Annotated in this window: 26 protein-coding genes; 10 read left to right on the top strand and 16 right to left on the bottom strand. The window is 68.4% G+C overall.

Going from position 1 to position 23,341, the window contains the following annotated elements:
• Nucleotides 1-201: 201 nt before the first annotated feature.
• The 7 genes from ACWGE0_RS34555 to ACWGE0_RS34525 all read right to left on the bottom strand — a co-directional run bounded on the left by ACWGE0_RS34555 (nucleotide 202) and on the right by ACWGE0_RS34525 (nucleotide 3,942).
• Nucleotides 202-501 (bottom strand): DUF1416 domain-containing protein, encoded by a 300-nt coding sequence (locus ACWGE0_RS34555; RefSeq protein ID WP_319969676.1) that lies wholly within the window; start codon nucleotides 499-501, stop codon nucleotides 202-204.
• A gap of 2 nt (nucleotides 502-503) precedes the next feature.
• Complete coding sequence (locus ACWGE0_RS34550) at nucleotides 504-1,349, bottom strand: sulfurtransferase (RefSeq protein WP_452265087.1); 846 nt, start codon at nucleotides 1,347-1,349, stop codon at nucleotides 504-506.
• Nucleotides 1,350-1,385: 36 nt separating this feature from the next.
• Nucleotides 1,386-1,823 (bottom strand): DUF4395 domain-containing protein, encoded by a 438-nt coding sequence (locus ACWGE0_RS34545; RefSeq protein ID WP_452265086.1) that lies wholly within the window; start codon nucleotides 1,821-1,823, stop codon nucleotides 1,386-1,388.
• 71 nt (nucleotides 1,824-1,894) lie between these two features.
• Nucleotides 1,895-1,972: a putative leader peptide gene (locus tag ACWGE0_RS34540; RefSeq protein ID WP_373294250.1), complete on the bottom strand. Its 78-nt coding sequence runs from the start codon at nucleotides 1,970-1,972 to the stop codon at nucleotides 1,895-1,897.
• A gap of 79 nt (nucleotides 1,973-2,051) precedes the next feature.
• Entirely contained in the window at nucleotides 2,052-2,459 is a 408-nt protein-coding gene (locus tag ACWGE0_RS34535) for a thioredoxin family protein (protein ID WP_452265085.1), read from the bottom strand.
• Nucleotides 2,456-3,289, bottom strand: a complete 834-nt coding sequence (locus ACWGE0_RS34530) for an LmeA family phospholipid-binding protein (protein ID WP_452265084.1) — start codon at nucleotides 3,287-3,289, stop codon at nucleotides 2,456-2,458. Before ACWGE0_RS34530 ends, ACWGE0_RS34535 begins: the two co-directional genes overlap by 4 nt.
• The gene (locus ACWGE0_RS34525) at nucleotides 3,286-3,942 is read right to left on the bottom strand and encodes an alpha/beta hydrolase family protein (protein WP_452265083.1); all 657 of its coding nucleotides are present in this window, start codon (nucleotides 3,940-3,942) and stop codon (nucleotides 3,286-3,288) included. Before ACWGE0_RS34525 ends, ACWGE0_RS34530 begins: the two co-directional genes overlap by 4 nt.
• Nucleotides 3,943-4,183: 241 nt before the next feature.
• On the opposite strand from ACWGE0_RS34525, the gene ACWGE0_RS34520 reads away from it, so the two are divergent.
• From ACWGE0_RS34520 to ACWGE0_RS34490, 7 genes are all read left to right on the top strand, one after another.
• The gene (locus ACWGE0_RS34520; protein WP_452265082.1) at nucleotides 4,184-4,939 is read left to right on the top strand and encodes a winged helix-turn-helix domain-containing protein; all 756 of its coding nucleotides are present in this window, start codon (nucleotides 4,184-4,186) and stop codon (nucleotides 4,937-4,939) included.
• Between the two features lie 10 nt (nucleotides 4,940-4,949).
• On the top strand, nucleotides 4,950-5,825 hold the full coding sequence (mshD, locus tag ACWGE0_RS34515; protein ID WP_452265081.1) for a mycothiol synthase: 876 nt from the start codon (nucleotides 4,950-4,952) through the stop codon (nucleotides 5,823-5,825).
• A 198-nt stretch (nucleotides 5,826-6,023) separates the two neighbouring features.
• Complete coding sequence (gene pstS / locus ACWGE0_RS34510; protein ID WP_452265080.1) at nucleotides 6,024-7,136, top strand: phosphate ABC transporter substrate-binding protein PstS; 1,113 nt, start codon at nucleotides 6,024-6,026, stop codon at nucleotides 7,134-7,136.
• Between the two features lie 35 nt (nucleotides 7,137-7,171).
• Entirely contained in the window at nucleotides 7,172-8,236 is a 1,065-nt protein-coding gene (gene pstC, locus ACWGE0_RS34505) for a phosphate ABC transporter permease subunit PstC (protein WP_452265079.1), read from the top strand.
• Nucleotides 8,233-9,147, top strand: coding sequence for a phosphate ABC transporter permease PstA (gene pstA, locus ACWGE0_RS34500; RefSeq protein WP_452265078.1), 915 nt, complete (start codon nucleotides 8,233-8,235; stop codon nucleotides 9,145-9,147). The genes pstC and pstA overlap by 4 nt, the downstream gene beginning before the upstream one ends.
• A 10-nt stretch (nucleotides 9,148-9,157) precedes the next feature.
• Nucleotides 9,158-9,934, top strand: a complete 777-nt coding sequence (gene pstB / locus ACWGE0_RS34495; protein ID WP_452265077.1) for a phosphate ABC transporter ATP-binding protein PstB — start codon at nucleotides 9,158-9,160, stop codon at nucleotides 9,932-9,934.
• A gap of 10 nt (nucleotides 9,935-9,944) precedes the next feature.
• Nucleotides 9,945-11,105 (top strand): hypothetical protein, encoded by a 1,161-nt coding sequence (locus ACWGE0_RS34490; RefSeq protein ID WP_452265076.1) that lies wholly within the window; start codon nucleotides 9,945-9,947, stop codon nucleotides 11,103-11,105.
• 7 nt (nucleotides 11,106-11,112) lie between these two features.
• Here the strand turns inward: ACWGE0_RS34490 and phoU are convergent, their stop codons facing one another.
• The 7 genes from phoU to ACWGE0_RS34455 form a co-directional block, all read right to left on the bottom strand.
• A complete protein-coding gene (gene phoU, locus ACWGE0_RS34485) occupies nucleotides 11,113-11,778 on the bottom strand; it encodes a phosphate signaling complex protein PhoU (RefSeq protein WP_452265075.1) in 666 nt (221 codons plus the stop codon).
• 72 nt (nucleotides 11,779-11,850) lie between these two features.
• The gene (locus ACWGE0_RS34480) at nucleotides 11,851-14,916 is read right to left on the bottom strand and encodes an LCP family glycopolymer transferase (RefSeq protein WP_452265074.1); all 3,066 of its coding nucleotides are present in this window, start codon (nucleotides 14,914-14,916) and stop codon (nucleotides 11,851-11,853) included.
• Nucleotides 14,917-15,487: 571 nt separating this feature from the next.
• The gene (locus ACWGE0_RS34475; protein ID WP_452265073.1) at nucleotides 15,488-16,336 is read right to left on the bottom strand and encodes a GGDEF domain-containing protein; all 849 of its coding nucleotides are present in this window, start codon (nucleotides 16,334-16,336) and stop codon (nucleotides 15,488-15,490) included.
• A gap of 141 nt (nucleotides 16,337-16,477) precedes the next feature.
• Nucleotides 16,478-16,930: a hypothetical protein gene (locus ACWGE0_RS34470; RefSeq protein ID WP_452265072.1), complete on the bottom strand. Its 453-nt coding sequence runs from the start codon at nucleotides 16,928-16,930 to the stop codon at nucleotides 16,478-16,480.
• The gene (gene dusB / locus ACWGE0_RS34465) at nucleotides 16,923-18,047 is read right to left on the bottom strand and encodes a tRNA dihydrouridine synthase DusB (protein ID WP_452265071.1); all 1,125 of its coding nucleotides are present in this window, start codon (nucleotides 18,045-18,047) and stop codon (nucleotides 16,923-16,925) included. The genes ACWGE0_RS34470 and dusB overlap by 8 nt, the downstream gene beginning before the upstream one ends.
• Before the next feature lie 45 nt (nucleotides 18,048-18,092).
• Nucleotides 18,093-18,827 (bottom strand): DUF4937 domain-containing protein, encoded by a 735-nt coding sequence (locus ACWGE0_RS34460; RefSeq protein ID WP_452265070.1) that lies wholly within the window; start codon nucleotides 18,825-18,827, stop codon nucleotides 18,093-18,095.
• A complete protein-coding gene (locus tag ACWGE0_RS34455) occupies nucleotides 18,760-19,515 on the bottom strand; it encodes a macro domain-containing protein (RefSeq protein WP_452265069.1) in 756 nt (251 codons plus the stop codon). Before ACWGE0_RS34455 ends, ACWGE0_RS34460 begins: the two co-directional genes overlap by 68 nt.
• A gap of 120 nt (nucleotides 19,516-19,635) precedes the next feature.
• On the opposite strand from ACWGE0_RS34455, the gene ACWGE0_RS34450 reads away from it, so the two are divergent.
• The gene (locus tag ACWGE0_RS34450) at nucleotides 19,636-20,307 is read left to right on the top strand and encodes a DUF4241 domain-containing protein (RefSeq protein WP_452265068.1); all 672 of its coding nucleotides are present in this window, start codon (nucleotides 19,636-19,638) and stop codon (nucleotides 20,305-20,307) included.
• On the opposite strand, the gene ACWGE0_RS34445 is transcribed toward ACWGE0_RS34450, so the two are convergent.
• Complete coding sequence (locus tag ACWGE0_RS34445) at nucleotides 20,304-20,849, bottom strand: superoxide dismutase (RefSeq protein WP_452265067.1); 546 nt, start codon at nucleotides 20,847-20,849, stop codon at nucleotides 20,304-20,306. The genes ACWGE0_RS34450 and ACWGE0_RS34445 overlap by 4 nt on opposite strands.
• 91 nt (nucleotides 20,850-20,940) lie before the next feature.
• Here ACWGE0_RS34445 and ACWGE0_RS34440 point away from each other — a divergent pair, with 91 nt between their 5' ends.
• A complete protein-coding gene (locus ACWGE0_RS34440; RefSeq protein ID WP_452265066.1) occupies nucleotides 20,941-21,417 on the top strand; it encodes a DUF6328 family protein in 477 nt (158 codons plus the stop codon).
• On the opposite strand, the gene ACWGE0_RS34435 is transcribed toward ACWGE0_RS34440, so the two are convergent.
• Complete coding sequence (locus ACWGE0_RS34435; protein WP_452265065.1) at nucleotides 21,382-22,077, bottom strand: hypothetical protein; 696 nt, start codon at nucleotides 22,075-22,077, stop codon at nucleotides 21,382-21,384. The two genes, ACWGE0_RS34440 and ACWGE0_RS34435, sit on opposite strands and share 36 nt — an antisense overlap.
• Before the next feature lie 160 nt (nucleotides 22,078-22,237).
• On the opposite strand from ACWGE0_RS34435, the gene ACWGE0_RS34430 reads away from it, so the two are divergent.
• Nucleotides 22,238-23,215: an NAD(P)-dependent alcohol dehydrogenase gene (locus tag ACWGE0_RS34430; RefSeq protein WP_452265064.1), complete on the top strand. Its 978-nt coding sequence runs from the start codon at nucleotides 22,238-22,240 to the stop codon at nucleotides 23,213-23,215.
• Nucleotides 23,216-23,341 lie beyond the last annotated feature (126 nt).

Here is a 23,341-nt window from a genome sequence, read left to right as displayed (position 1 = left end):
ACCCCTGCCTGGGTGCAGCGAGTGCTGAGGCACGACTCGTGACGGGGACCCGCCCGGAGCGCTGTTTCAAGACTTAAGGACGCCTCGGCTTCGCCATCGGGTCGGCTCGCCTTCGGCTTCGCGCATGATCATCGGGGCGTGCCCGGACGCCGAAGACCCCGGCGGTGTGCTACCGCCGGGGTCCTCGTTGTACCTACTTGGTCAGGCGACTGCGATTTCCACGGCGTGGATGCCTGGGCCGGACGCTGAGACGTCGGCCTGGCCGTTGCCGGTGCGGTGGAGTGCGCGCACGGTCCAGGTGCCGGGGGCGGCGAAGAAGCGGAAGTCGCCTTCTGGGGAGGAGACGACTTCGGCGGTGAATTCGCCGGTTGAGTCGAGCAGGCGGACGAAGGCGCCGCCTACGGGGGTGCCTTCGGAGAGGACTTTGCCCTCCAGCACCGTTTCGGTGGTGTCGGACTCGATGGTGCCGCCCTGGGTGGGGGCGCCGCAGCCGTTGCTCATTGTCAGGCCTCCTTGCCGGAACCGAGTTCGATCGGCACGCCGACGAGCGAGCCGTACTCCGTCCAAGAACCGTCGTAGTTCTTGACGTCTTCGTGGCCGAGCAGTTCGCGCAGGGCGAACCAGGTGTGGGACGAGCGCTCGCCGATGCGGCAGTAGGCGATGGTCTTGCGGGAGCCGTCGAAGCCTGCCTCGGCGTAGATCGCGCGGAGGTCGTCGTCGGACTTGAAGGTGCCGTCCTCGTTGGCCGCCTTGCTCCACGGGACGTTGACGGCGGACGGGATGTGGCCGCCGCGCTGGGCCTGTTCCTGCGGGAGGTGGGCCGGGGCGAGGAGCTTGCCGGAGAACTCGTCGGGGGAGCGCACGTCGACGAGGTTCTTGTTGCCGATGGCGTCGACGACCTCGTCGCGGAAGGCGCGGATCGAGAGGTCCTGCTCCTGAGCCTTGTAGGAGGTCGCCGCGCGGGTGACCTCTTCCTTGTCCAGGGGGCGGCCGTCGAGTTCCCACTTCTTGCGGCCGCCGTCGAGGAGCTTGACGTTGGTGTGGCCGTAGAGCTTGAAGTACCAGTAGGCGTAGGCGGCGAACCAGTTGTTGTTGCCGCCGTAGAGGATCACCTGGTCGTCGTTGGAGATGCCCTTGGCCGAGAGCAGCTTCTCGAAGCCCTCGCGGTCCACGAAGTCGCGGCGGACCTGGTCCTGGAGTTCGGTCTTCCAGTCGATTCGGACGGCGCCGGGGATGTGCCCGCCGTCGTACGCGGTGGTGTCCTCGTCGACCTCCGCGAAGACGACGCCGGGCGTCTGGAGGTTCTCCTCGGACCAGGCGGCCGAGACCAGCACGTTCTCACGGCTCATGGGAAGTTGCTCCTGTGTTAGTGCGTGTGCGTGTCTTTATTGCGGACGTGCGAGGGCGGGTGCGTACCTGCGCAGCAGCAGGTACATCTCGCACCCGAGGCACAGGCCCAGCGCGGCGTTGAGCAGCGCTGCGATCAGTGCGAAGCCGGTGGCGACCATGCCCAGCGTGGTCAGGCCCGTGGCGTAGCCGAGGGTGCCGATCAGCGCGAAGATGAAACCGACGCCCTGGGCGAAGCGCAGTGGTGCTGCCTCTTCGCGTTCGGTGGTCGGGGTGATCCTGGGCTGGATCGCGAAGCGGTAGACGTGACCCCACGGGTTGAGCTTCAGCGAGATGAACGCGCACATCGCGAAGAGGACCGTCTGGGCGGCGAGCAGACGCCACCAGCCGGTGAGCAACACGATTGCCAGAATGACGGTGGTCATCCAGGCGGAGAAGCGCGGTCCGCGCGGGTCTACAGGATTGTCCTTGGGCACGACGACCTCCGGGCATGCGGACGAGGGAAATCAGTCCGGCAGAGGTAGCTGGTGGGCGTCAAGCGGCCCAATCAGCTCGTCGTGCGACACAGGCTGCTGCGCACGCGGCACAGGTCAACCGCGCGTCGCTTCGTGAGCAGCAAGGTCATGCCAGCGAGGGTAGCCCTCAATCCCTCGGTCCGGGAGGTATGTCCATCTGGTGGAACAACGCAGGTTCACTCGACCGGATTAGGGCAAATGCGGTTGCAGGGCGGCCAGCAACGAGTCGCGTTTCGGCACGCCACCGACTCGCAACACCTCGGTGCCGTCGGCGGTCAGCGCCAGCGTCGTGGGGGTGCGCATGACGCCGAGTTTCGCGGCGACGTCCGGCAGGTCGGTGACGTCCAGTTCGGCGTGCGTGAGGCCGTCGGTGCGGTCGGCCAGGTCGCGCAGGATCACCTTCGCGTGCCGGCACGGAGCGCAGAACGTGGTGGAGAGCTGGACCAGCGTCACCCCCGGCGCGAGCAGGTCGCGCACGGGGGTGGGCAGGTCGATCGTGTTGTCACGACGGGAGATGCGGCCCTCGCGGACCTTGAGCAGCACACCGATCGCACCGGCCACGGCCAGCGCGCCCAGCAGCGCCCACACACCAGTCATCGTTGGACCAACGGTACATCCCTGACCAGGCCGCTCAGCTTGAACGCACCGCTCTCCACCTCGACGGCGGTGGGTGTCGCACCGAACGGGAGCGTGCCGGGGTCGATCTTGATCGCGAGCGCCTGGCGCAGCTGCGGGATGATCTGCTTCAGCGAGGCGTCGTTCAGCTCGATGTCGTCGATGTTGATCTGGATGGCACCGCTGACCAGCGCGATCTGGCCGAACGCGGTGAGCGTGACGACCTTGCCCGCGACGTTGGTCTCGCCGGAGAGCTTGATCGCGGCGGTGGTCTTGGGCGTCTTCGGGTCGGCAGTCGCCGGCGTGGCGACGCGGTTGTCCGGCTCGATCGAGAGCTTGTCGAACGGCGTCACCTGGTTGGCGAGGCGGTTCAGGTCCATCGCCTTGATCTTGATGCTGCCGTCCACCTGGTCGATGGTCGCCTTGGAGACGTTGCCCGCCAGGAGGTCCGCCAGTTCGACGCGGGTGTGCCGCAGGTCGGCCTCGACGTCGAGGTCGCGCAGGTCGACGCCCTGCTGCTCGTCCTTGATCGGCACGCCGTACGCGCGGATCTCCACGTGCTGGTAGTCACCGCGCAACGCCTGCACGATGAACGGGAACCCGTTGATGCGCACGTTCGGGTCCTCTTTGAGCTGCAGCTTCTCGCGCATCCGCTGGGCGATCTGGTACTCGCCGGCCGCCGCCAGCGCGAAGTCCGCCGCGACCAGCAGCACGCCCAGCACCAGCACCGTGATGATGAGGAACTTCCCGCGCCGCGACTTCCTCTTCGGCTTTGCGCGGGCGGGGGCCTGTCCGGAATACCCTGCAGTCATTCCTCGTCCTCGACGTTGCCGGCGATCCATGCCGCCATCCGGTCTACCAGGTCTGGAGTCGCGGCCGATTCCGCGTGCCTCATGCCCTTCTCGATCCACAACTCGGCATGTCCCAAGGACGCGCGGTGCAGTGACATGGCGTGCTCCGGACCGAAATAGTGGTCCAGGTCACCGTGCACGAGCAGCAGTGGGGTGGGCGTGATGCGTGCCACCACCTCGAGCGGACTCTCCGGCGGTTGTACCCAGCTGTCGCCGAGCCGAACCCCCATCGCCCGCGCCGCGAGCTTCCCGTGCGGCTGCTCCAGCAACCAGTGCACCCGGCGCATGGGAGCGGTCTCCCGTGACCACCACCTGGCAGGGCCGCTCACCGACACCACGGCGTCCGGCCTGGTCTCCCCCAGTGCCGCGTGCCGGATGGTGATCGAGGCGCCCATCGAGAACCCGACCGTGGCGATCTTCGAGTAACCGAGTTCGCGGGCCTTCAGCACCGCTGCCTCTATGTCGTGGATCTCGTCCGCGCCGACGGTGGACTTGCCCTCGGAGCGTCCGTGCCCGCGGAAATCGAATGCGACGACACCGGCATGCGCGGCCAATCGGGCCAGCACTCGCGAGACGTACGGCTTCTGCACGTTGTTCGTAAACCCGTGTCCCACAACGAAAGCAAGAGAGCTTTTACTCTTGTGGTGGACGCCGTGCAGGCGGACGCCGTCATGTGACATGGATGTAACAGGCGTGACGCTTGTGGAAACAAGTGTGAGCACGGCTTCTTGACCTGGGACTTTCTCGGGTTGCACCGGTATTGTCTCCGTCATCCGCAGGCAACGGGGCCCGGTCACCGTACGCCGCTGGTCTGGTCGAGGTGACCTGACCACGGCCGATTTGGAGGGCGCCGCGATGAGCATCGACGTGCTTCTGCTTACGACAGACCCGGACCCGGAGGCCGTGCTTCCCGCACTGGCACTCCTGCCGCACGCCGTACGACCGTTGCGTCCAGAGGTTTCCGCACTTCTCGAGGCCGGACCCCACGACATCGTGCTGGTCGACGCCCGCACGGATCTGGTGGGCGCACGTTCGCTGTGCCGCCTGCTCGACTCGTCCGGCGTGGACGTGCCCGTGGTGGCCGTGGTCACCGAGGGCGGTCTGGTCGCCGTGAACTCCGACTGGTCGGTCGACGAGATCCTGCTGCCGAACTCCGGCCCCGCCGAGGTCGACGCCCGCCTGCGGCTGGTCCGCTCGCGCCGCGGCACCACGCAGCCCGGTGGCGACGGCGCCATCCAGCTCGGCGACCTCGTGATCGACGAGGCCACCTACACCGCGCGCCTCAAAGGCCGCCCGCTCGACCTCACCTACAAGGAGTTCGAGCTGCTCAAGTACCTCGCGCAGCACGCGGGCCGGGTGTTCACCCGCGCCCAGCTGCTGCAGGAGGTCTGGGGCTACGACTTCTTCGGCGGCACCCGCACGGTGGACGTCCACGTGCGACGGCTGCGCGCCAAGCTCGGCCCCGAGCACGAGGCGTTGATCGGCACCGTGCGCAACGTCGGCTACAAGTTCGTCCGGCCGCCGCGTCCCGGTTCGCCGCGCCGTCCGGCCGAGGTCACCGAGGTCGACGACTCGGTCCGTGTCCTGGATGAGCATTTGATCGCGCGGTAGGTTCGCCTGTGTGGCGCAACTGAGCTGGTACGACGAGCTGACGACCGAGCAGGCTGCCGAGGTGGGGCAGCTGCTGACGGCCGCGGAGAGCACTGACGGGGTGGCCCCGGTCGGCGAGGCCGTGCGACTGCGGTTGCGCCCCGGCGCCACCGGCAGCAGGCACCTCCTCGCGCACCTGAACGGCGAGCTCGCCGGGTACGCGCACGTCGATCTTCTCGGTGACTCCGGCGGCAACAAGGTCGCCGAGTTCGCCGTGCACCCGAAGCACCGCCATCACGGCGTCGGCGAGGCGCTGGTGAAGGCGCTCCCGCAGGAATCCCTGCGGATCTGGGCGCACGGAGGCCACCCGGACGCCGAGAAGCTCGCGACGAAGCTGGGCTTCCGCAAGGTGCGTGAGCTGCTGCGGATGCGGCTGCGGGTCGAGAACGACCTGTCGGAGCCCAAGCTGCCGGAAGGCATCACCATCAGGCCGTTCATCCCCGGCAAGGACGAGGCCGCGGTCGTCTACGTGAACCACCGCGCGTTCGACTGGCACCCCGAGCAGGGCTCGATGTCGATCGAGGACGTCCGTGCCAAGGAGGACGAGGACTGGTTCGACCCGGAAGGCTTCCTGCTCGCGTTCGACGCCGACGAGAAGCTGGCCGGCTTCCACTGGACGAAGGTGCACACGCCCGACCTGGGCGAGGTGTACGTCGTGGGCGTCGATCCGGACAGCCAGGGCGGCGGGCTGGGCAAGGCGCTCACCCTCGCGGGCCTGCGTCACCTGCGGGAACAGGGCGTCAAGGAAGTGATGCTCTACGTCGAATCGGACAACGCGGCGGCGGTCCGGGTCTACACGAAGCTCGGATTCACCCTTTGGGACGCGGACGTCCAGTACGCCCGGTAGTCAACGTACCGTCACAAAACGCATACGCGCTGGTCACGCCGTCACTCTTTTGGCCGTGTGACCCGTCACTTCCCGTTCGGTGTTCACCTCTCGTTCACCCTGACTAGGCGGACTGTCCATTCTGGCTACCTACCTTCCGTAGCGAGCGGCGGCGTCCGTCGCGAACCGCTAATGCTTTCCGCAAGGTGGAGGACCAAGGTGAAGATCCAGCGGCACGGTGCCGTTCTCGGCCTCGTCGCGGCCAGCGCGCTGCTGCTCGGTGCGTGTGGCAGTGACAACAACGCGCCGACGGGTGGCACGAACACTTCGTCGAACGCCGCCTCCGTCCCGGTCGAGTGTGGCGGCAAGACCAAGCTCAACGCCGAGGGCTCCTCCGCGCAGAAGAACGCGGTCGACGCGTTCGTGCAGGCCTACCAGGCCGCCTGCCCCGGTGTGGACCTCGCGTACAACCCCTCCGGCTCCGGTGCGGGCGTGAAGAACTTCAACGCCGGCCAGGTCGACTTCGGTGGTTCGGACTCCGCGCTGAAGGAGGGGGCCGAGACCGAGGCCGCCACCAAGCGCTGCCAGACCAACCCGGCGTGGAACCTCCCGCTGGTGTTCGGCCCGGTCGCCGTCGGCTACAAGGTCTCCGGTGTGGACAGCCTCGTGCTGGACGCCAAGACCACCGCCGCGATCTTCTCCGGCACGGTCAAGAAGTGGAACGACCCGGCCATCAAGGCCCTGAACGGTTCCGCGACCCTGCCCGACAAGGACATCGCGGTCATCTACCGCTCGGACGAGTCGGGCACGACCGACAACTTCCAGAAGTACCTGAAGGTCGCCGGCGGCTGGACCAAGGGTGACGGCAAGCAGTTCAAGGGTGGTATCGGCGAGGGCAAGGAGAAGTCCGCCGGTGTCGCGCAGGCCGTCGGCTCCATCGACGGTGCGATCACCTACGTCGAGTGGTCGTTCGCGCAGGACAACAAGCTCTCGATCGCCAAGATCGACTCTGGTGCCGGTGCCGTCGAGCTGACCGCCGAGTCGGCTGGCAAGGCCATCGACGGTGCGAAGGTCAAGGGCGAGGGCAACAACCTGGTCCTCGACCTCGACTCGATCTACGGCTCCAAGGCCGCCGGTGCGTACCCGCTGCTGCTCGCGACCTACGAGATCGTGTGCTCGAAGGGCTACGACGCCGACACCGCGAAGGCCGTCAAGGCGTTCCTCACGGTTGCCGCCACCACCGGTCAGGCGCAGCTCGCCGACGCCGGCTACGTGCCGCTGCCCAAGGCGTTCCAGGACAAGATCCTGACCGCCGTGAAGGCGATCGCCTGAGGTTGATGCGAAACTTCGGTTGACACACAGACGCGATGAACGATCCCGTCGTGGCCAAGCGCCCCGCCTCCACCGGTGACACCGGTGGGGAGCGGGGCGTCGCGGCTGCTCACCACGCCTCGGAGGCTCCGATTCCCCCGACACCGGAAGCTTCAGCAACTGCCAAGGCACCTCACGTCCGGCCCGGCGACCGCATCTTCCGCGGCCTGGCGACGGGATCCGGTGTCTTCATCGTCGTTCTCATCGGTGCGATCGGCCTGTTCCTGATCCTGCAGGCCATCCCGTCGCTCGGGCTGGACAACGTCAACTTCCTGACCAGCCGCGAGTGGAACACCACCGACCCGACGAACCTGCGGTTCGGCATCCTCGACCTGACGCTCGTCACGGTCGTGGTCGCGCTGGTGGCCCTGGTGATCGCCATGCCGATCGCGCTGGGCATCGCGCTGTTCCTCACGCAGTACGCGCCGCGCAACCTCGCCCGGCCGTTCGCCTACGTCGTCGACCTGCTGGCGGCCGTGCCGTCGATCGTCTTCGGCCTCTGGGGCCTGTTCGTGCTCGGCCCCGTGCTCTTCCCGTTCTCGGAGTGGGTGATCGAGAACCTCGGCTGGATCCCGATCTTCGCCAAGGGCAACGTGAACGTGCAGCTCGGCGGCACCATCTTCACCGCGGGCATCGTCGTCGCGGTGATGATCCTGCCGATCATCACGGCCGTCAGCCGCGAGGTCTTCGAGCGCACGCCCACGATGCACATCGAGGGTGCGATCGCGCTCGGCGCGACCAAGTGGGAGGTCGTCCGCACGACGGTCCTGCCGTTCGGCAAGGCCGGTTACGTCAGCGCCTCGATGCTCGGCCTCGGCCGTGCGCTGGGCGAGACCATCGCCGTCGCGATCATCCTGAGCACCGCCACCAGTTCGTTCGGCTGGTCGCTCTTCGACGGTGGCTCGACGTTCGCCTCGAAGATCGCCCTGGCCGCACCGGAGTTCAACGACGCGCGCTCGGCCGGTGCCTACATCGCCGCCGGTCTGGTGCTGTTCGTGCTGACCTTCGTCGTGAACGCCATCGCGCGCTCGATCGTCGCCGGCCACAAGGAGTACGAGTGAGCACCAACCTCGCGGATCCCCAGCGCCTCGCGACGCCCCCGACGTTCCAGTCGGTCAGCACCTCCCGCCAGATCAAGAACGGTCTCGCCACCGCGCTCGTGTGGGGCGCGTTCCTGATCGCGATCATCCCGCTGGTGTGGGTGCTCTACACCGTGATCCAGCGCGGTTTCCCGGTCATCCTCGACGGTGACTGGTGGCAGAAGTCGATGTCGGGCCTGCTGTCCAAGCAGCAGGGCGGCGGCGCGTACCACGCGATCTACGGCACCCTGGTCCAAGGCTTGATCTGCGCGGTAATCTCCGTGCCGATCGGCATCATGATCGCCATCTACCTCGTCGAGTACGGCGGCCGTTCGAAGCTCTCGAAGGCCACGACGTTCATGGTCGACATCCTCACCGGTGTCCCGTCGATCGTCGCCGCCCTGTTCGTCTACACGGTGTGGATCACGACGTTCGGCCTTGGCCGGAGCGCGTTCGCGGTGTCGCTCGCCCTGGTGTTGCTGATGGTGCCGGTCATCGTGCGCACCACCGAGGAAATGCTCAAGATCGTCCCGGACGAGCTGCGCGAGGCCTCCTACGCGCTGGGCATCCCGAAGTGGAAGACGATCGTCAAGATCGTCATTCCGACCGCGCTGTCCGGCATCCTGACCGGCATCATGCTGGCCCTCGCCCGCGTCATGGGTGAGACCGCACCGGTGCTGGTGCTCGCGGCCTACGCGCCGTTCATCAACTACAACCTGTTCGACGGCCCGATGGCCTCGCTGCCGTTGATGATGGTGAACGAGCGCAACAACCCGACGCAGGCGGGCTTCGAGCGCATCTGGGGCGCGGCGATCACGCTCGTCGTGCTCATCACCCTGTTCAACCTCCTGGCGACCGTGATCTCGCGGGCGCTGGCGCCGAAGACGAAGTGAGCGGGCGGACATGGCCAAGCGACTCGACATCAAGGACCTGAACCTCTTCTACGGCAAGTTCCACGCCGTCGAGAACGTCTCGCTCGCGGTGCCGCCGAAGAACGTGACCGCGTTCATCGGCCCCTCCGGTTGCGGCAAGTCGACCGTGCTGCGGTCGCTCAACCGCATGCACGAGGTTGCCCCCGGCGCCCGTTGCGAGGGCAAGGTGCTGCTCGACGGCGAGGACATCTACGCGTCCACTGTGGACCCGGTCGAGGTGCGCCGCACCATCGGCATGGTGTTCCAGCGGCCCAACCCGTTCCCCACGATGTCCATTCGCGACAACGTGGTGGCGGGCCTGAAGCTCGCGGGCGTGAAGAACAAGAAGGAGCTCGACGAGGTCGCCGAGCGCTCGCTGCGCGGCGCCAACCTCTGGAACGAGGTCAAGGACCGCCTCGAAAAGCCGGGCGGCGGCCTCTCCGGTGGTCAGCAGCAGCGTCTGTGCATCGCGCGTGCCATCGCGGTGCAGCCGGACGTCCTGCTGATGGACGAGCCCTGCTCGGCTCTGGACCCGATCTCCACGCTGGCGATCGAGGACCTGATCACGGAGCTGAAGAAGGAGTACACGATCGTCATCGTGACTCACAACATGCAGCAGGCCGCGCGTGTGTCGGACCAGACCGCGTTCTTCAACCTGCTGGGTGTCGGTCAGCCGGGACAGCTGATCGAGGTGGACGACACGGAGAAGATCTTCTCCAACCCGGGCCAGAAGGCGACCGAGGACTACATCTCCGGCCGCTTCGGATAAATTGCTGGGCGTGAGCCCGCAAAGCAAGCCCCGCAAGAAGAAGCAAGGCAAGGCACCCGGCCGCCGGCCGGAGAACAACTCCCCGTACGGGGCGTTGCTCGAGTCGGCGGCCGTGCTGCGTTCGGAGTCATGGCTGCTCGCGGACGCCTGGGCGAGCGAGCTGTACGCCACGCTCTGGCTCGCCGGATCCGGCCACACGCCGTTGATCGACGCGCTCGCCGCGATGAACGACCCGGCGGCGCTCACCGCGTTGCGCGCGCTGTCCGGTGTGGGTTCCGCGGAGACCAGAGCAGAAGCGTTCGCCGCCGCGGAAACCGTTGCGGCGCGCGGTGCCGCCGAGCCGTCCTGGTACGTCCCCGGTGCCGTGCCGGACTTCCGCGACGCCTTCCTCGTCACGAACCTGTTGGGAGACGTGGAGGTCGTCGCGTTCACCCAGGAGCGGGCAGGCGTCGGCGAGACCGTGCTGTTCATGCGTCAGCCGGTGCTGGGCGCCACCGCCATCGAGCTGTTCGCCACGCCGGACGAGGGCACGGTCGCGTTGCTGGAGGACATGATCGCCTCCACACCGGATGCGTTCCGCAACGAGATCACGCCGTTGAGCGCCACCGGCGTCTACGACCGCGTGTGGCCGGACGTCGAGCAGTTCTGGGCGGACGGGCCTGACGAGGAAGCGGAAGAGGGCCTGATCGGGTCCGAGGACGTGCGGCACCCCGTTCAGCTGATCGCGCTCGCCGACGCACGCGTGAGTTCCTTGGTGCCAAAGGAGTACGAGATCCCCACCGTCAGTCCGGAAAGGACGGACGAGGTGGTGGAGGCGTTCCTGGCCTCGGAGCACGGGATCGCCGACGTCGAGGTGGCACGGGCGTTCGCGCGAATCTTTGCCGGTGCTGCTGTCGAGCAGAACCGGGATCCCGTTGTGTACGGGCCCGCGTCGCTCACGGCCGTGCTGATCCTGAACGTGGCCGCGAAGGTGCACGTGTCGGACGCGGATCTGGCGCTGCTGCCCGAGGTCGTGCGCGCGTGGGCGTACTTCACCGTCGACGCGAGGGATCTGCCGCGCGAGGAAGCGCGTGCGGCCTGGGACGAGGAACTGCCCACCGTGCTCGCCGAGTTCTCCGAGGCTTACGCCGATCCGGAGCTCGCGGCAGAACGCGATGGGCAGTTTCGGTAGTTGAGGCTTAGAGGTCTTCGTCGCCACCGTAGCCGGGCATCCGGCCGGTGACGACGAAGACGGTGCGCTTGGCGACCGACACGGCGTGGTCGCCGTAGCGCTCGTAGAAGCGTCCGAGGAGGGTCACGTCGACCGCCGCGGCGACGCCGTGCGCCCACTCCTTGTCCATGATCACCGAGAACAGGTGACGGTGGATGTCGTCCATCGCGTCGTCGTCCTCTTCGAGGGCACGAGCGCGGGTGACGTCCTTCTCGCGGATGATCACGGCGGCGTCGCGGGCGAGCTTCGTCGCGATGGTGCCCATCTCGGCGAAGTACGGCTGCACGTCCTCCGGGACGGCCGACGCCGGGTGCCTGCGCCGCGCGGCCTTCGCCACGTGCAGGGCCAGGTCGCCCATCCGCTCGACGCTTTCCGCGGCGTGGATCACCGCGAGCACAGTGCGCAGATCGGTCGCGACCGGTGCCTGCAACGCGAGCAGCGCGTACGACTGCTCCTCGATGCTGGAGCGGACGTCGTCGACCTTCTGGTCACCGCTGATGACCTGCTCCGCGAGACCGAGGTCGGCCTGCAGCAAAGCGGAGGTCGCGTTCTCCATCGCGTCAGCGACCATGCCGGTCATGTCGGCAAGTCGGCCGGCGAGCTCTTCTAGCTGGTCGTGGTAGGCCTCGCGCATGGCGCTCAGCCTACGTCCCGACCATCGCGGCAGCGACATGCCAGCATGAACCCGAGGTGAACCCCAGGCGAATCACTTCGCGCAGGGGTCCTGTGCCGCGTTCACAATGGACAGATCGTTTCCGGCTTGTCCCTGGTTGTTGTTGCCCTGCGGAGTGCCGCCTGCCTTCGGTGACACGACCTTCTCGTCGAAGTTCGCGCCGAGCGTCAGCACGACCGCGCCGCCCAGGCCCGGTGACTCCACCAGTTCCGCACTGGGCACCGCGGCCTTGAGGGTCGCGGCCTTGTTCTCGTTGCCCTTGGAGTACTTGATGGTCGTCTTCGGCGCGTTCTCCGGCGCGTTGTCCCGCCGGGCGATCTTGAAACCCTGCTGCTCCAGCGCGTTCGACGTCCTGGCGACCAGGCCGCCGTTCGTCGGGTCGCCGTTGAGCACCTGGATGCTCACGTCCTTGGCGTCGAGCACCGTGCCGGGCTGAGCCGGCGTGTTCGCCTGTTCGCCTGGCTTGGGCTCGACGGGCTTCTCCTGTGGCAGCGGCGTCCCGTCGATGATCGTCTGGAACAGCGCCTTGACCTCGTCGTCCCTGAGGCGCTCGATGTTGTCGTCCGGGATGTCCTTCAGCTTGTTGTCGTCGGTCCAGTGCGGCATCGTCACGAACGAGACGCGGCCGGCGTCGAGGCTCTGCAAGGAGTTCGCGAGTTCCAGCAGCGACGCCACGTCGATGTTGTCGCCGACGGTGGACTTCGTGAGCGCGCTGATGAAGTTGTTGAGCTTGGTCGGGCTCAGCAACACCTCGTTCGACAGCGCCTGCCGCAACATCGCCGACAGGAAGCCCTGCTGCCGCTTGATCCGGTCGAAGTCCGTACCGCTGTCGCCCTTGGCCTGGACCTTGCGAGCGCGCACGTACTGCAGCGCCTGGTCGCCCTTGAGCGTGTACTTGCCGGGTTTGTCGAGGATGACACCCAGCTCGTCGTCCACGATCGCCGTCGGCGAGCAGATCTGCACACCGCCGATCGCCGTCGACATCTCGCGGAAGCCGACGAAGTCGATGCTGACGAAGTGGTTGATCTTCAGGCCGCTCAGCTGGGTCATCAGGTTGGCGACGCACTCGGGCCCACCGTCGTTGTAGACGGAGTTCGCCATGACCCCCTTCTCGGGCTTGAGGGGTCCCGCGTACTGGCCGTTGTCCGGATTCCAGCTGCGGCACTCGGGCCGGTCGACCCGCACGTCACGCGGCAGGGACACGACGACCATGCGCTTACGGTCAGCCGGGATGTGCGCGAGCATGATCACGTCCGACCGCGCACCACCCTCCTGGGCCTGCGTGCCGACGTTGTCGCCGGCCTTCGCGCCCGCCCTGGTGTCCGAGCCGACGAGCAGGAAGTTCTCGTCACCGAGCTGCTTCTCCGCCTGCTGCACGGCCTGCGAGTTGCCGCCGAGCGCGTCGATCTTCGGGATCTTGGAGTCGGCCCACTTCACCGCGGTCCAGCCGATGCCGGTCGACGCGAACACCACGGCCGCGGCGGCGATCGCCCCGATCTTGGCGCCGCGCATCAACTTGCGCTGCTGGGGCGTGCGTCCGGTGACCTTCTGCTCGTCGCCCTCTTCGCCGAGGACGACCGGCTCGGCGAACTGGGTCGCCTCCTCGTTCTCCTCGTCGTCCTTGACCCACGGCATGAGCTTCGAGCGGCGTTCCTTGCGCTGACGCTCCTGCTCGAGCAGTTCGTCGTGCACCGCGGAGAACCGCGCGAGGGTGTGGTCGACCTCGCGACGCTTCTTCACGTCGTCGCCGATGGCCTCCATCTCGGTGGTGAGGCACATCAGGTCCATGTCTTCGCGCTTCTCGACCTTGGCCACCCCCGCCGCCGAGGCGATCTGGGTGGCTTCGGGTCCAGGCGCGTCGGCCTTGGGCTCCTCGGCCGGTGCGTCGGGCGTCGCGCCGAGCCTGTTGGCGATCGGAGCGCCGCCAACCGCGCCACCGGCTGCGGGACGAGGCATCGGACGGGGTCCGCTGGACTCCGCGCGCGACGGCATCGGCTGCCTGCCGGTCAGGTCCCCGTTCGGGGGCACCGGCCGGCGGTCCGGCCCCTCGCCGGGGGCGGGAGGACGCGGAAGGCTGGTCGGCGACGGCGCTTCACCCGCGAGCAGCCGGCGAGGTGCACCGGGCTCTGGCGTCCCTCCGGGGGCGGGGGGACGCGGGATGCCGTTGCCGGGCGTGTCGGGTGCCGGCGGCCTGGGCATGCCGTTCGCCTTGGCGTCACCGGGAGCCGGTGGCCTGGGCATGCCGTTGGACGTCACGTCACCCGGTGCGGGCGGACGTGCCATGCCGTTGGCGTCAGGTGCCAGGGCGCGCGGAATGCCGTTGGACGACGGCGGGTCAGCGGGCCTGCGCGGTGGCACGCCGTTCGCGTCAGGTGCGGGCGGGCGCGGGATTCCGTTGGACGACGGTGCGTCGCCGGGGGCGAGCCTGCGCGGCGGTACGCCGTTCGCGTCGGGTGCCGGGCGGCGGATGGTGCCGCTGGGCATGCCGTTCGCCTCGGGCACACCGGGCGCCGGGCGCCGCGGGATGCCGTTCGACGAGGGCGCGTCGCCAGGAGGCATCCGGCGAGGGTCGCCGGGTGCCGGTGGCCTGGGCATGCCGTTGGAGGTGACGTCACCCGGCGCGGGTGACCGCGGGATGCCGTTGGACGACGGTGCGTCAGCGGGCCTGCGCGGCGGTGCGCCGTTCGCATCGGGTGCGGGCGGGCGCGGGATGCCGTTCGACGACGGGACGTCGCCGGGCGCGGGCCTGCGAGGTGCGCCGTTGGGGCCCATCTCGCCGGGTGCGGGACGTCGCCGGGTGCCGGTGGCGTCCGCCTCGGGACGCCGGACCGCACCGTTCGGATCCCCTGGTGCCGGGCGGCGCTGCATCCCGGTCGCGTCCGGTCGCGGTCGCGGACCGGTCTGCTCGCCGGGCACCTGGTAGGACCCGGTCTGCGTCGGATTCTGCGCCGGATTCTGGGCCGGGTGCTGCACCGGGTTCTGGGCCGGACCCTGGGCAGGCCTGGGCCGGGTACCGGTCTGCTCGGCGGGCGCGTCGGGTCGACGCCGCCTGCCGGTCTGCTCACCGGTGAAGTTCTGCGGTGGTGCCTGGTCGGCCATCGGCGGCCGCGGGCGCGTACCCGTCTGCTCACCAGTCCGGTGGGCGGCGGGCGGCTGCTGCCGCGGTTGCTGAGGCTGAGCCTGTGGTGGTTGCTGTGGGGCCGGCGGGTCGGGAAGCGCACGCCTGCCGGTCGCGGGCGGGTCTGGCAGGGCACGCCTGCCTGTAGTGGAAGCGTCGGGCGAGCCTGGCGGGACGGGTCGGGGGATGTTCGTCCTGCTGTGCTGCTCGATGAGGTCCGAGACGCTCAGGCCCCCAGAGCCTTCCATCGAGCGACGTCTACGGCCGGTCGGCTGGTCCTGGTGCTGGGGATCCTGATCACCACGGGAAGAGGGGCCGCCACGTCGGGGGTCGTCGGGCACCCAATCTCCCTTCTGGGTCAGAAGCTGAAATAGCGGTTCGTCATTACGAAGTGACGACGACCGGGACACAAGGGTTGCATCACCGGCGTGTCAGTTGCGCCCGCGATACTACGGATGTAGCCGACTTCTGACGACCACTCCGGGTGATACGGATTCGATCTGCGCGCGATTGCGGGCAGTCCGCTTGCCCTGAACGGGTGAGCCAGCTCACTCAGTAGTAACCGAGAACACGTGTCTCAGTGATGGCACGGCGACCAGACGCCGCGCCTGCGAGGCGGACCCGCCCATCCGCACGGTACGCCACCGCGTTGCGTCCGGACTGCTTGGCCGTGTACAGGAGGCTGTCGGCCCGGAGCAGTTGCTGCTCGGCACTGACCGCCGGACGCTCCGGCGCCTCGTCCGCCGGCGGCTCGTACGCGAGGCCCGCGCTGACCGTCACGCGCAGCCCCGGCGCGATCTCCGCCCAAGCGTGACGCTCGACACGTTCGCGGGCGTTCTCGACGATTTCCACGGCTGTCGTGGCGTCCACCCGTGGCAGGACGAGGACGAACTCCTCGCCGCCGTAGCGGGCGCAGAAGGCCCCTTCCGGCAGGCCCTGCTGCAGCAGTTCCACCACGCGCTGCAGCACGCGGTCGCCGAGCAGGTGACCGAAGGTGTCGTTGACCTGCTTGAACCAGTCGAGGTCGATCAGCGCGATGGCGAGCCCGTGCCGGCGCGTGCCGTGCTCGGTCAGCATGTCCATCAGGCGCTGGTCGAGGTAGCGGCGGTTGTAGGAGTCGGTGAGGCTGTCGCGCAGGCTCTGCTCGCGCGCCTCGGCGTGCTCCCGGCGCAGCCTGTCGACCTCGCGGCGCAGCTGCTCGGGAACGTGCGGCTCCTCGACCTGGTCGGCGTGGACGAGGTCGAGAGCGGAACGCAGGTGCTGGTACGCCTGGCGCCACTGGCCGCGGGAGGCGAACAGCGTCGCGATGGACTCGTGCAGGCCGATCGGCCCGGAACCCTGCTCGTCGACGCTGACGTCGGCCTGCTGGGTCTCTGCGGTTTCTGGTCGCAGCGCGGTCATCGCGGTCACCTCCTTACCTGCCAGGTGTCGTCCCCTGAGAGGCGCCGCTTGAGCGAGAAGGACGCGTAGAGACGGGATTTCCCCCGTCCGGTTGACCGTCAGCTGCTCCGATCAAGTGAGCTTGGAAGATCAACAACCCGTTCAGCCACCGAGACAGGGCGCGAACCCGTACACCTCGTCGTCCAGGAGCACGACGTGCAGCGATCCGATCTGGCTGCCGATCGCCTGGTCCTCCTGGCGCAGCGTGATCGTGACCGCGACGACGTAGACGTCGCCACGCGGGTGGGCCTTGTCGCCGGGAGGTGTCCAGTCGGCGTCCGTACGAAGCGTCGACCAGGTCGGTTCCACCTTGATGGTGGCTCCGCGAAGATCGCACGTCTTCTGCCGGTAGTCCGGGTGCTGGGTGTCCTTGAGCATCTTCTGCTGCTGCGGCGCACCCTCGTCGCCCGCCTTGTTCAGGCTCTCGTAGAACGTCTTGAACTTCGCGCGGTCGCCGTCGCTGAGCTGAACGGGTCGTGCCGTGCCCGCGATCGGACCAGCGCAGCCCGCGAGCAGCGCGAGCGAGGCGAGGAGGAGCGCGACGCGGTCAGCCACCGGAGTGCATCACGTCCGCGCCGGACGGAACCGTGGCGTCCTCGGGGTCGTCCAGCCACCCCTCCGGCAGCACGACCTTGGCCGAGGACCCCTGCCTGCCGCGCGGGCCCTCCGCGTTCTCCGGAAAGGGAACGCTCCGGTCGAGCGTGCCGATGAGGTCGTCCAGTTCCTGCAGGCTCGACACCATCGCGAACGCCCGGCGCGTGTCGCCACCGACCGGGAAGCCGTGCCAGTACCAGGCCATGTGCTTGCGGAGGTCGCGCAGGCCCTTGTGCTCGCCGTCGTGGGCCGCGAGGAGCTGGGCGTGCGTGCGCAGGACCTTGGCGACCTCGCCCAGCGTCGGGCCCTCGGGGATCGGCTCGCCGCGGAAGGCGGCTTGGAGGTCGCGGAACAGCCACGGGCGGCCGAGGCAGCCACGTCCGACGACCACGCCGTCGCAGCCCGTCTGGGCGACCATGTCGAGCGCGTCCTGCGCGCTGAAGATGTCGCCGTTGCCCAGGACCGGAATGCTCGTCACGGCTTCCTTGAGCCTGGCGATCGCCGTCCAGTCGGCCTTGCCGGAGTAGCGCTGCGACGCCGTGCGCGCGTGCAGTGCCACGGCCTGTGCGCCCTCGTCTGCCGCGATACGTCCCGCGTCGAGGTACGTCAGGTGGTCGTCGTCGATGCCGATGCGGAACTTCACGGTGACCGGCATGTCCCCGGCGTTGCGCACCGCGGCGCGCACGATCTGCCGGAACAGCTCCCGCTTGTACGGCAGCGCGGCCCCGCCGCCCTTGCGCGTCACCTTGGGCACCGGGCAGCCGAAGTTCATGTCCATGTGGTCGGCGAGGTTCTCGTCCACGATCATCTTCGTGGCCTCGCCGACGTTGCGCGGGTCGACGCCGTAGAGCTGCATCGACCGGGGGCTCTCGCCCTCGTCGAACGTGATCATGTGCATGGTCATCGGGTCGCGCTCGACCAGCGCCCGCGCCGTGATCATCTCGCACACGTACAGCCCGGCCCCGTACCGACGGCACAGCTGCCGGAACGCCACGTTGGTGATGCCCGCCATGGGGGCCAGCACAACGGGCGGGTCGACGGCGAACGGGCCGATCTTGAGGGTGGAGGGGACGGACACGCCCTTCAGGTTACGGCACTGACCAGCCGCGATCTTCACAGAGCGTCATCGGCGCAGGGGGACCCGCCACGCCGGTTCCAGCTCCAGGACGTGACCGGACATCGAGGCGATGTCGCTGCCCGCGGTCGCCTGGGCCCGCAGACCGGGCACGTCCACGGCGTACCGGCGGTGCGTTCCGGCGTCGGGCCAGAACGTGGCGACCAGCCAGCGGTGCGCTGTCACCTGCGCGAGAACCCCGCCGAGCACACCCGCCGCCGCCATCGCCGGCGTCCACACCTCGCGCTGGACGGCGACGAAGTGCTCCTCCGCACCAGCGGCGAGGTGACAGTCCGCGACGCGCAGCAACCCGCCGCTCATCGCGCCGGCCACCGTCTCCGCGGCGCCGGGCATGGTGAGGATCACTTCGCCGTGGGCGACCGCGATCCCGGTGTAGCCGCCCGCGTCCGCCACCGCGTCATGCCGGTCACGCAGGAACACCCGGTGGCTGTCGTCGTTCGCCCACAGCGCGAACACGTGCGCGCGGCCGGTCCGGCCGTCCCAGCCACCCACCTGCCCGATCAGTCCGGGCTGGCCGGCGATCACCGACCAGCTCCGCTGGGTCGCGTCGAAACGATCGCGCATGTGCGCAGGCACGTCGCAGGTGATCCATTTGGCGAGCAACCGCCACCTCCCGTCGTGGAGGGCGATCGTCGTACCTCGTCTTCGGTGGAGGTCAACCCTCCAGGCGGTCGGCTGTCGCTTTGGCTTCCCAGATGGCGATCTGCTGACGATCTTCGTCACCTGCACCGTTCGTCCACCGGTGCTCGCGATCCGCGGTGCACCGCCACTGCGGGTCCGTGCCGTCGCCCGTGACCAAGCAGCCGCCGAGTGCCACCAGTCCGAGGTCCGCGGCCTTCATCACCTCGTCGACCGGACGGCCGAACAGCATCGGGACGGCCTTCGCCCCGCAGGTCGGGCACCACTCCTGCACCGGCACGGCCAGGTACCTGGTCAGCGCTTCCCTGGTGGCTTCGTCGAACGCCACCAGCCGGATCCGGTCGAAGAGCGGCAGCGACCTGACGGCCATCGCCGCGATCTTCGCCGCCCGTTCCAGCGGGAAGCCGTAGATCCCGGTCGAGATGGCGGGAAACGCGATGCTGTCGAGGGCGAGGTCGTCGGCCAGCAGGAGGGACTCGACGTAGCAGCTCCTGAGCACCTCGTCCTCGCCGTGGTCCCCGCCCTCCCAGACCGGTCCCACCGTGTGGATCACGTACTGGACCGGCGCGAGGTCGAACGCGGGCGTCGCGACGGCCTTCCCCGGTGGGCACGGCGCCAGCTTCGCCCCGGCTTCGGCGAGCCTCGGCCCGGCCGCGCGGTGGATCGCCCCGTCCACCCCGCCGCCACCGAGCAGCGACTCGTTCGCCGCCGTCACGATCGCGTCGACGTCCTCGGTCGTGACGTCACCCAGCACCACTTCGATCGTCCCCATGCCACAGAGCCTGTCACCTGCGCGGTTCCGTCCGGGTGGACTTCACGCAGCGCGAACACACCCGGTGCCCCGATCGGGTGTCAGGGCCTTCTGCCAACATGCCCTTGGAGGTGCCTAAGCGTGGGGGCGGTTCAACTGATCAGGTCCGGGTTCGAGCGGTTCTTCGTCGACGGGCCAGTCGGCAAGCCGACCGGCGGCGGTGAACAGCAGGTCGTGGCCGTGCAGCAGGTGGGTGAGCTGGCCCTGCCGACCGGCAGGCTCGTGGCCGCTGACCCGTTCGTGGTGTGGCCGGAGGACGCCGAGGCGTTCACGGACACGGTCGCGCCGGGCACGTACCCGGTGTCGGTCTCGCTGGTCTCGTGGGTCGACGGTGACGGCTACCCGGATCTCCGCCAGGGCTACCGCGTCGCCGCGGCCAGGGTGACGATCCAGGACGAGCCCGCGTACTCGTGGACCCCGGCCGTGCTGCCCGGCGAGCTCGTGCCGATGCAGGAGGAGTTCGGCTACGACGTGAAGTCGAGCACCGGCGCGTTCTTCGACCTCTCCGCCGCCCCGGCGCTGGACCGCCTGGCGAGTGACGACGAGGTGGGCAACTGCGACCTCATCGACGCGCTGGGCAAGGTGGGCGGCGGCCGCGGTCCCGCCAACGTGACGGACTTCCAGTCCGGTCTGAACGTCGTGGCGTTCTCGACCGGATGGGGTGACGGTGTCTACCCGACCTGGGTCGGCCGCAACACCGCGGGCGACCCGGTCGCGTTCGTCACTGATTTCTTTGTGATTAACCGTTTTTAGAACTCGACGTTCACACACGCGAGCCGTGGCCCTGCAGTACCGGCCTCGCCCGGCTTGGTGTGCGTGTGTTCGTTGTGGAGCACCACGGACTGCGCGTGTCGTTCGGTAAACTGCCAGTCCACAGTGGACGAGGTGTAGGCGAACCCGTTGCCGTTCGTGTGCACGTCGAGCCAGATCTCGTTGCGGGGATTGGCATACGCCGGGTCGACCGACGGCTGCACCGGGTCGACGACGTTCTGGAAGTGCGGACCCGAGTCCGCCGGCGCCGCACCGCACTTCTTCACGTGCACATGCGCGCCGTAAGCCCGGTGCGGCAGCAATCCGTTGAGCTTCAACAGAACATTCGTGCCACCGCTGATCGTCGGCACACTGACGACGGTCACCTTCGCGCCGTTCGGCACCTTGGCGTCGTACGTGACGGCCTCGGCTGTGGCGCTGAAACTCTCGAACTTGCCGGACGTGTGGGCCACCTTCGCGGGTTCGGCGTGCGCGGTTGGGGTGAACACGAGCGCGGCGGCGACCACGACTGCAAAGATCTTCATGGATCACTTGCTTAGCGGTAGTCGGCCCGCCCCGCCATTTTTGGGACAGGAAGGCTGTTTCAACCGGCCGTCGCAGGGGTAGGCGAAGGTGGTGAGCGAAGCCGAGGAATCCAGCCAACGCAGACTCGCCCGCAACGTCAACGAGCTGCTGCAGGAGCTCCGCGTCGCCCAGGCTGGCGTGCAGATCCTGTTCGGCTTCCTGCTCTCCATCGCCTTCACCGAAAAGTACGCCTCCACCAGCGGATATGTCCGCGTCACCCACCTGGTCACCGTGCTGTGCGCCGCCGTCGCCGTGGCCTTCCTGACCGCCCCCGCCGCCTGGCACCGCGTGCTGTTCCGCCAGGGCCGCCGCGAGGACGTGGTCAGCTCGGGCAACACGTTCGCCCTCATCGGCCTCGGCTTCCTGGCCCTGGCGATGACCGGCACCGTCCTCCTGCTGGCCGAGGTGATCCTCGGCGGCTGGCCCGCGGTGATCGTCGGCGTGGTGGCGTTCCTCGTCTTCGCGGGCCTCTGGTTCGCCTGGCCCTCCGCCTCAGCCCATGGTGCTGAGGACCGCGACCGCCCCTAGCCCCACCGCCACCGGAATCGCCGTCAGCACGTTCCGCCTGGTGGGCGTCGGCTGCTCGCGCAGCGTCCGAATCCCCAACGGCACCAGCGCGATGCACAGACCGACGGTCCCGATGATCGACACCACCTCGGTGCCCTTCAGCACCCCGAGCGGCAGCAATCCCATTGCCCCCAGCGCGACCGCCCTGACCGGCCCGAGCACACCGCTCCGCCAGGCCCCGAACGCCAGCACGAACCACCCGAACATGATCGTGAACGACAGGAAGCTGAACAGGTGCAGATCCCCGTAACCCTGCGCCACCAGCTCCGTGGCCTCGGTGACCCCGAGGTGTTTCGTAGCGCTGAACGCGGCCTGATCCACTCCGGCGTGGAACGTCCGCTCGAACAGCCCGACCGTCACCAGGACCCCCGCCCAAGCCGCCCACCTGGGCCTTTCCCGGCCGATCAGCTGCACGAGCCAAGCCACCCCCGCCCACATCACGACGTTGCCCGCCAGGAACGCCGTATAGGCCGCCGTCATGAGCCCCGGCTGCTCGGCCACCGCCCTCAACTGGTCAGGGAAGAAGAAGTTGAACGGTGACCGCAACAACGTGCCACCCAGCAGCAACAGCGGCCCCAGCACCAGCGCCGCCCCACCAACCCACCCGTTCGGAAACCTCATGCCAGAAGACGCTGCCACCGCCGGCGTGCCCCAGGATCGGCCCGCGGTCCGAACCTTCGTCTCAGACCAGGGGCCGAGACCCTAGGTGGTTCCCCTGCTTTGTCCCTGATTCTCAGACCCGTTTCCCCGCAACGGGTCTCGTTGTCCCTAGCGTCAGCCCATGAGAGCCGCCGTGCACACGAAGTTCGGCCCACCGGACGTGGTCCAGGTGGTCGAGAGACCGATCCCCGTCCTCCGCCCTGGTGACGTCCTGATCAAGGTCCACGCCACCACCGTGACCTCCGCCGAGACCGCGATGCGCCGCGGCGAACCGTTGTGGGGCAGAGCAATTCTCGGCCTGCGCGGACCGCGCAGGAATCTCCGCACGCTGGGCCTGGAAGTGTCCGGTGTCGTTGAACGGTTGGGCGCTGACGTGACGAACTTCCAGGTCGGCGACGAGGTCTTCGGCTTCACCGGCTTCGCAGTAGGAGCCCACGCCGACTACGTTCGCCTCCCCGCGAGCGGCTCATTGGCGCCGAAGCCGTCGAATCTGACCTTCGCGGAAGCCGCGGCCGCTGTGGACGGCGCCACCACCGCTTTGTTCTTCCTGCGCGACAAGGCCCACGTCCGCCCAGGTCAGCGGGTGCTGGTGAACGGCGCGTCCGGCAGCATCGGCACCTACGCCGTCCAGTTGGCCAAACACCTGGGCGCCTCGGTGACCGGCGTCTGCGGCCCGTCCAACGTCGACCTGGTGAAGTCCCTGGGCGCCGACGAGGTCATCGACTACACCGTGCGTGACTTCACCGCCGACCTCGACACCTACGACGTCGTCTTCGACACCGTGACCATGTCCTCGTTCGCCGCGGCCCGCCGTTCGCTGCGCCCAGGCGGCAAGTACCTCCCCACGACAGGCCTCCCGAACAACTTCCGAGCCCTCTGGACAGCCCTGCGCGGCGGCAAGCGCGTCGTCGTGGGCATGTCCGTGAACAAGCGCGCGACCCTGCCCGTCATCAGCTCACTGATCGAAGCGGGCAAGCTGCGCGTGGTGGTCGACCGGACGTTTCCGCTGGCAGAGATAGCCGAGGCACACCGCTACGTCGAGTCGGGCCACAAGCGCGGCAACGTGGTGGTCAAAGTCTTCGACGCCGATGTCGATTAGCGCCGTCGCGGTTCGACGTAGTTGTAGACGGACGAGGACCTGATCCGCCGATGGCGAATATCGGGTGAGATGGAGGCAGCGATGAGGAACACTCGGGTGTACCGATGAGTTCCGTCGGATCTGCCG

The sequence above is a fragment of the Lentzea sp. NPDC054927 genome, from assembly GCF_053610285.1.
The sequence above is the reverse complement of the archived record's forward strand: the minus strand, read 5'-3'. Positions and strand labels throughout refer to the sequence as shown.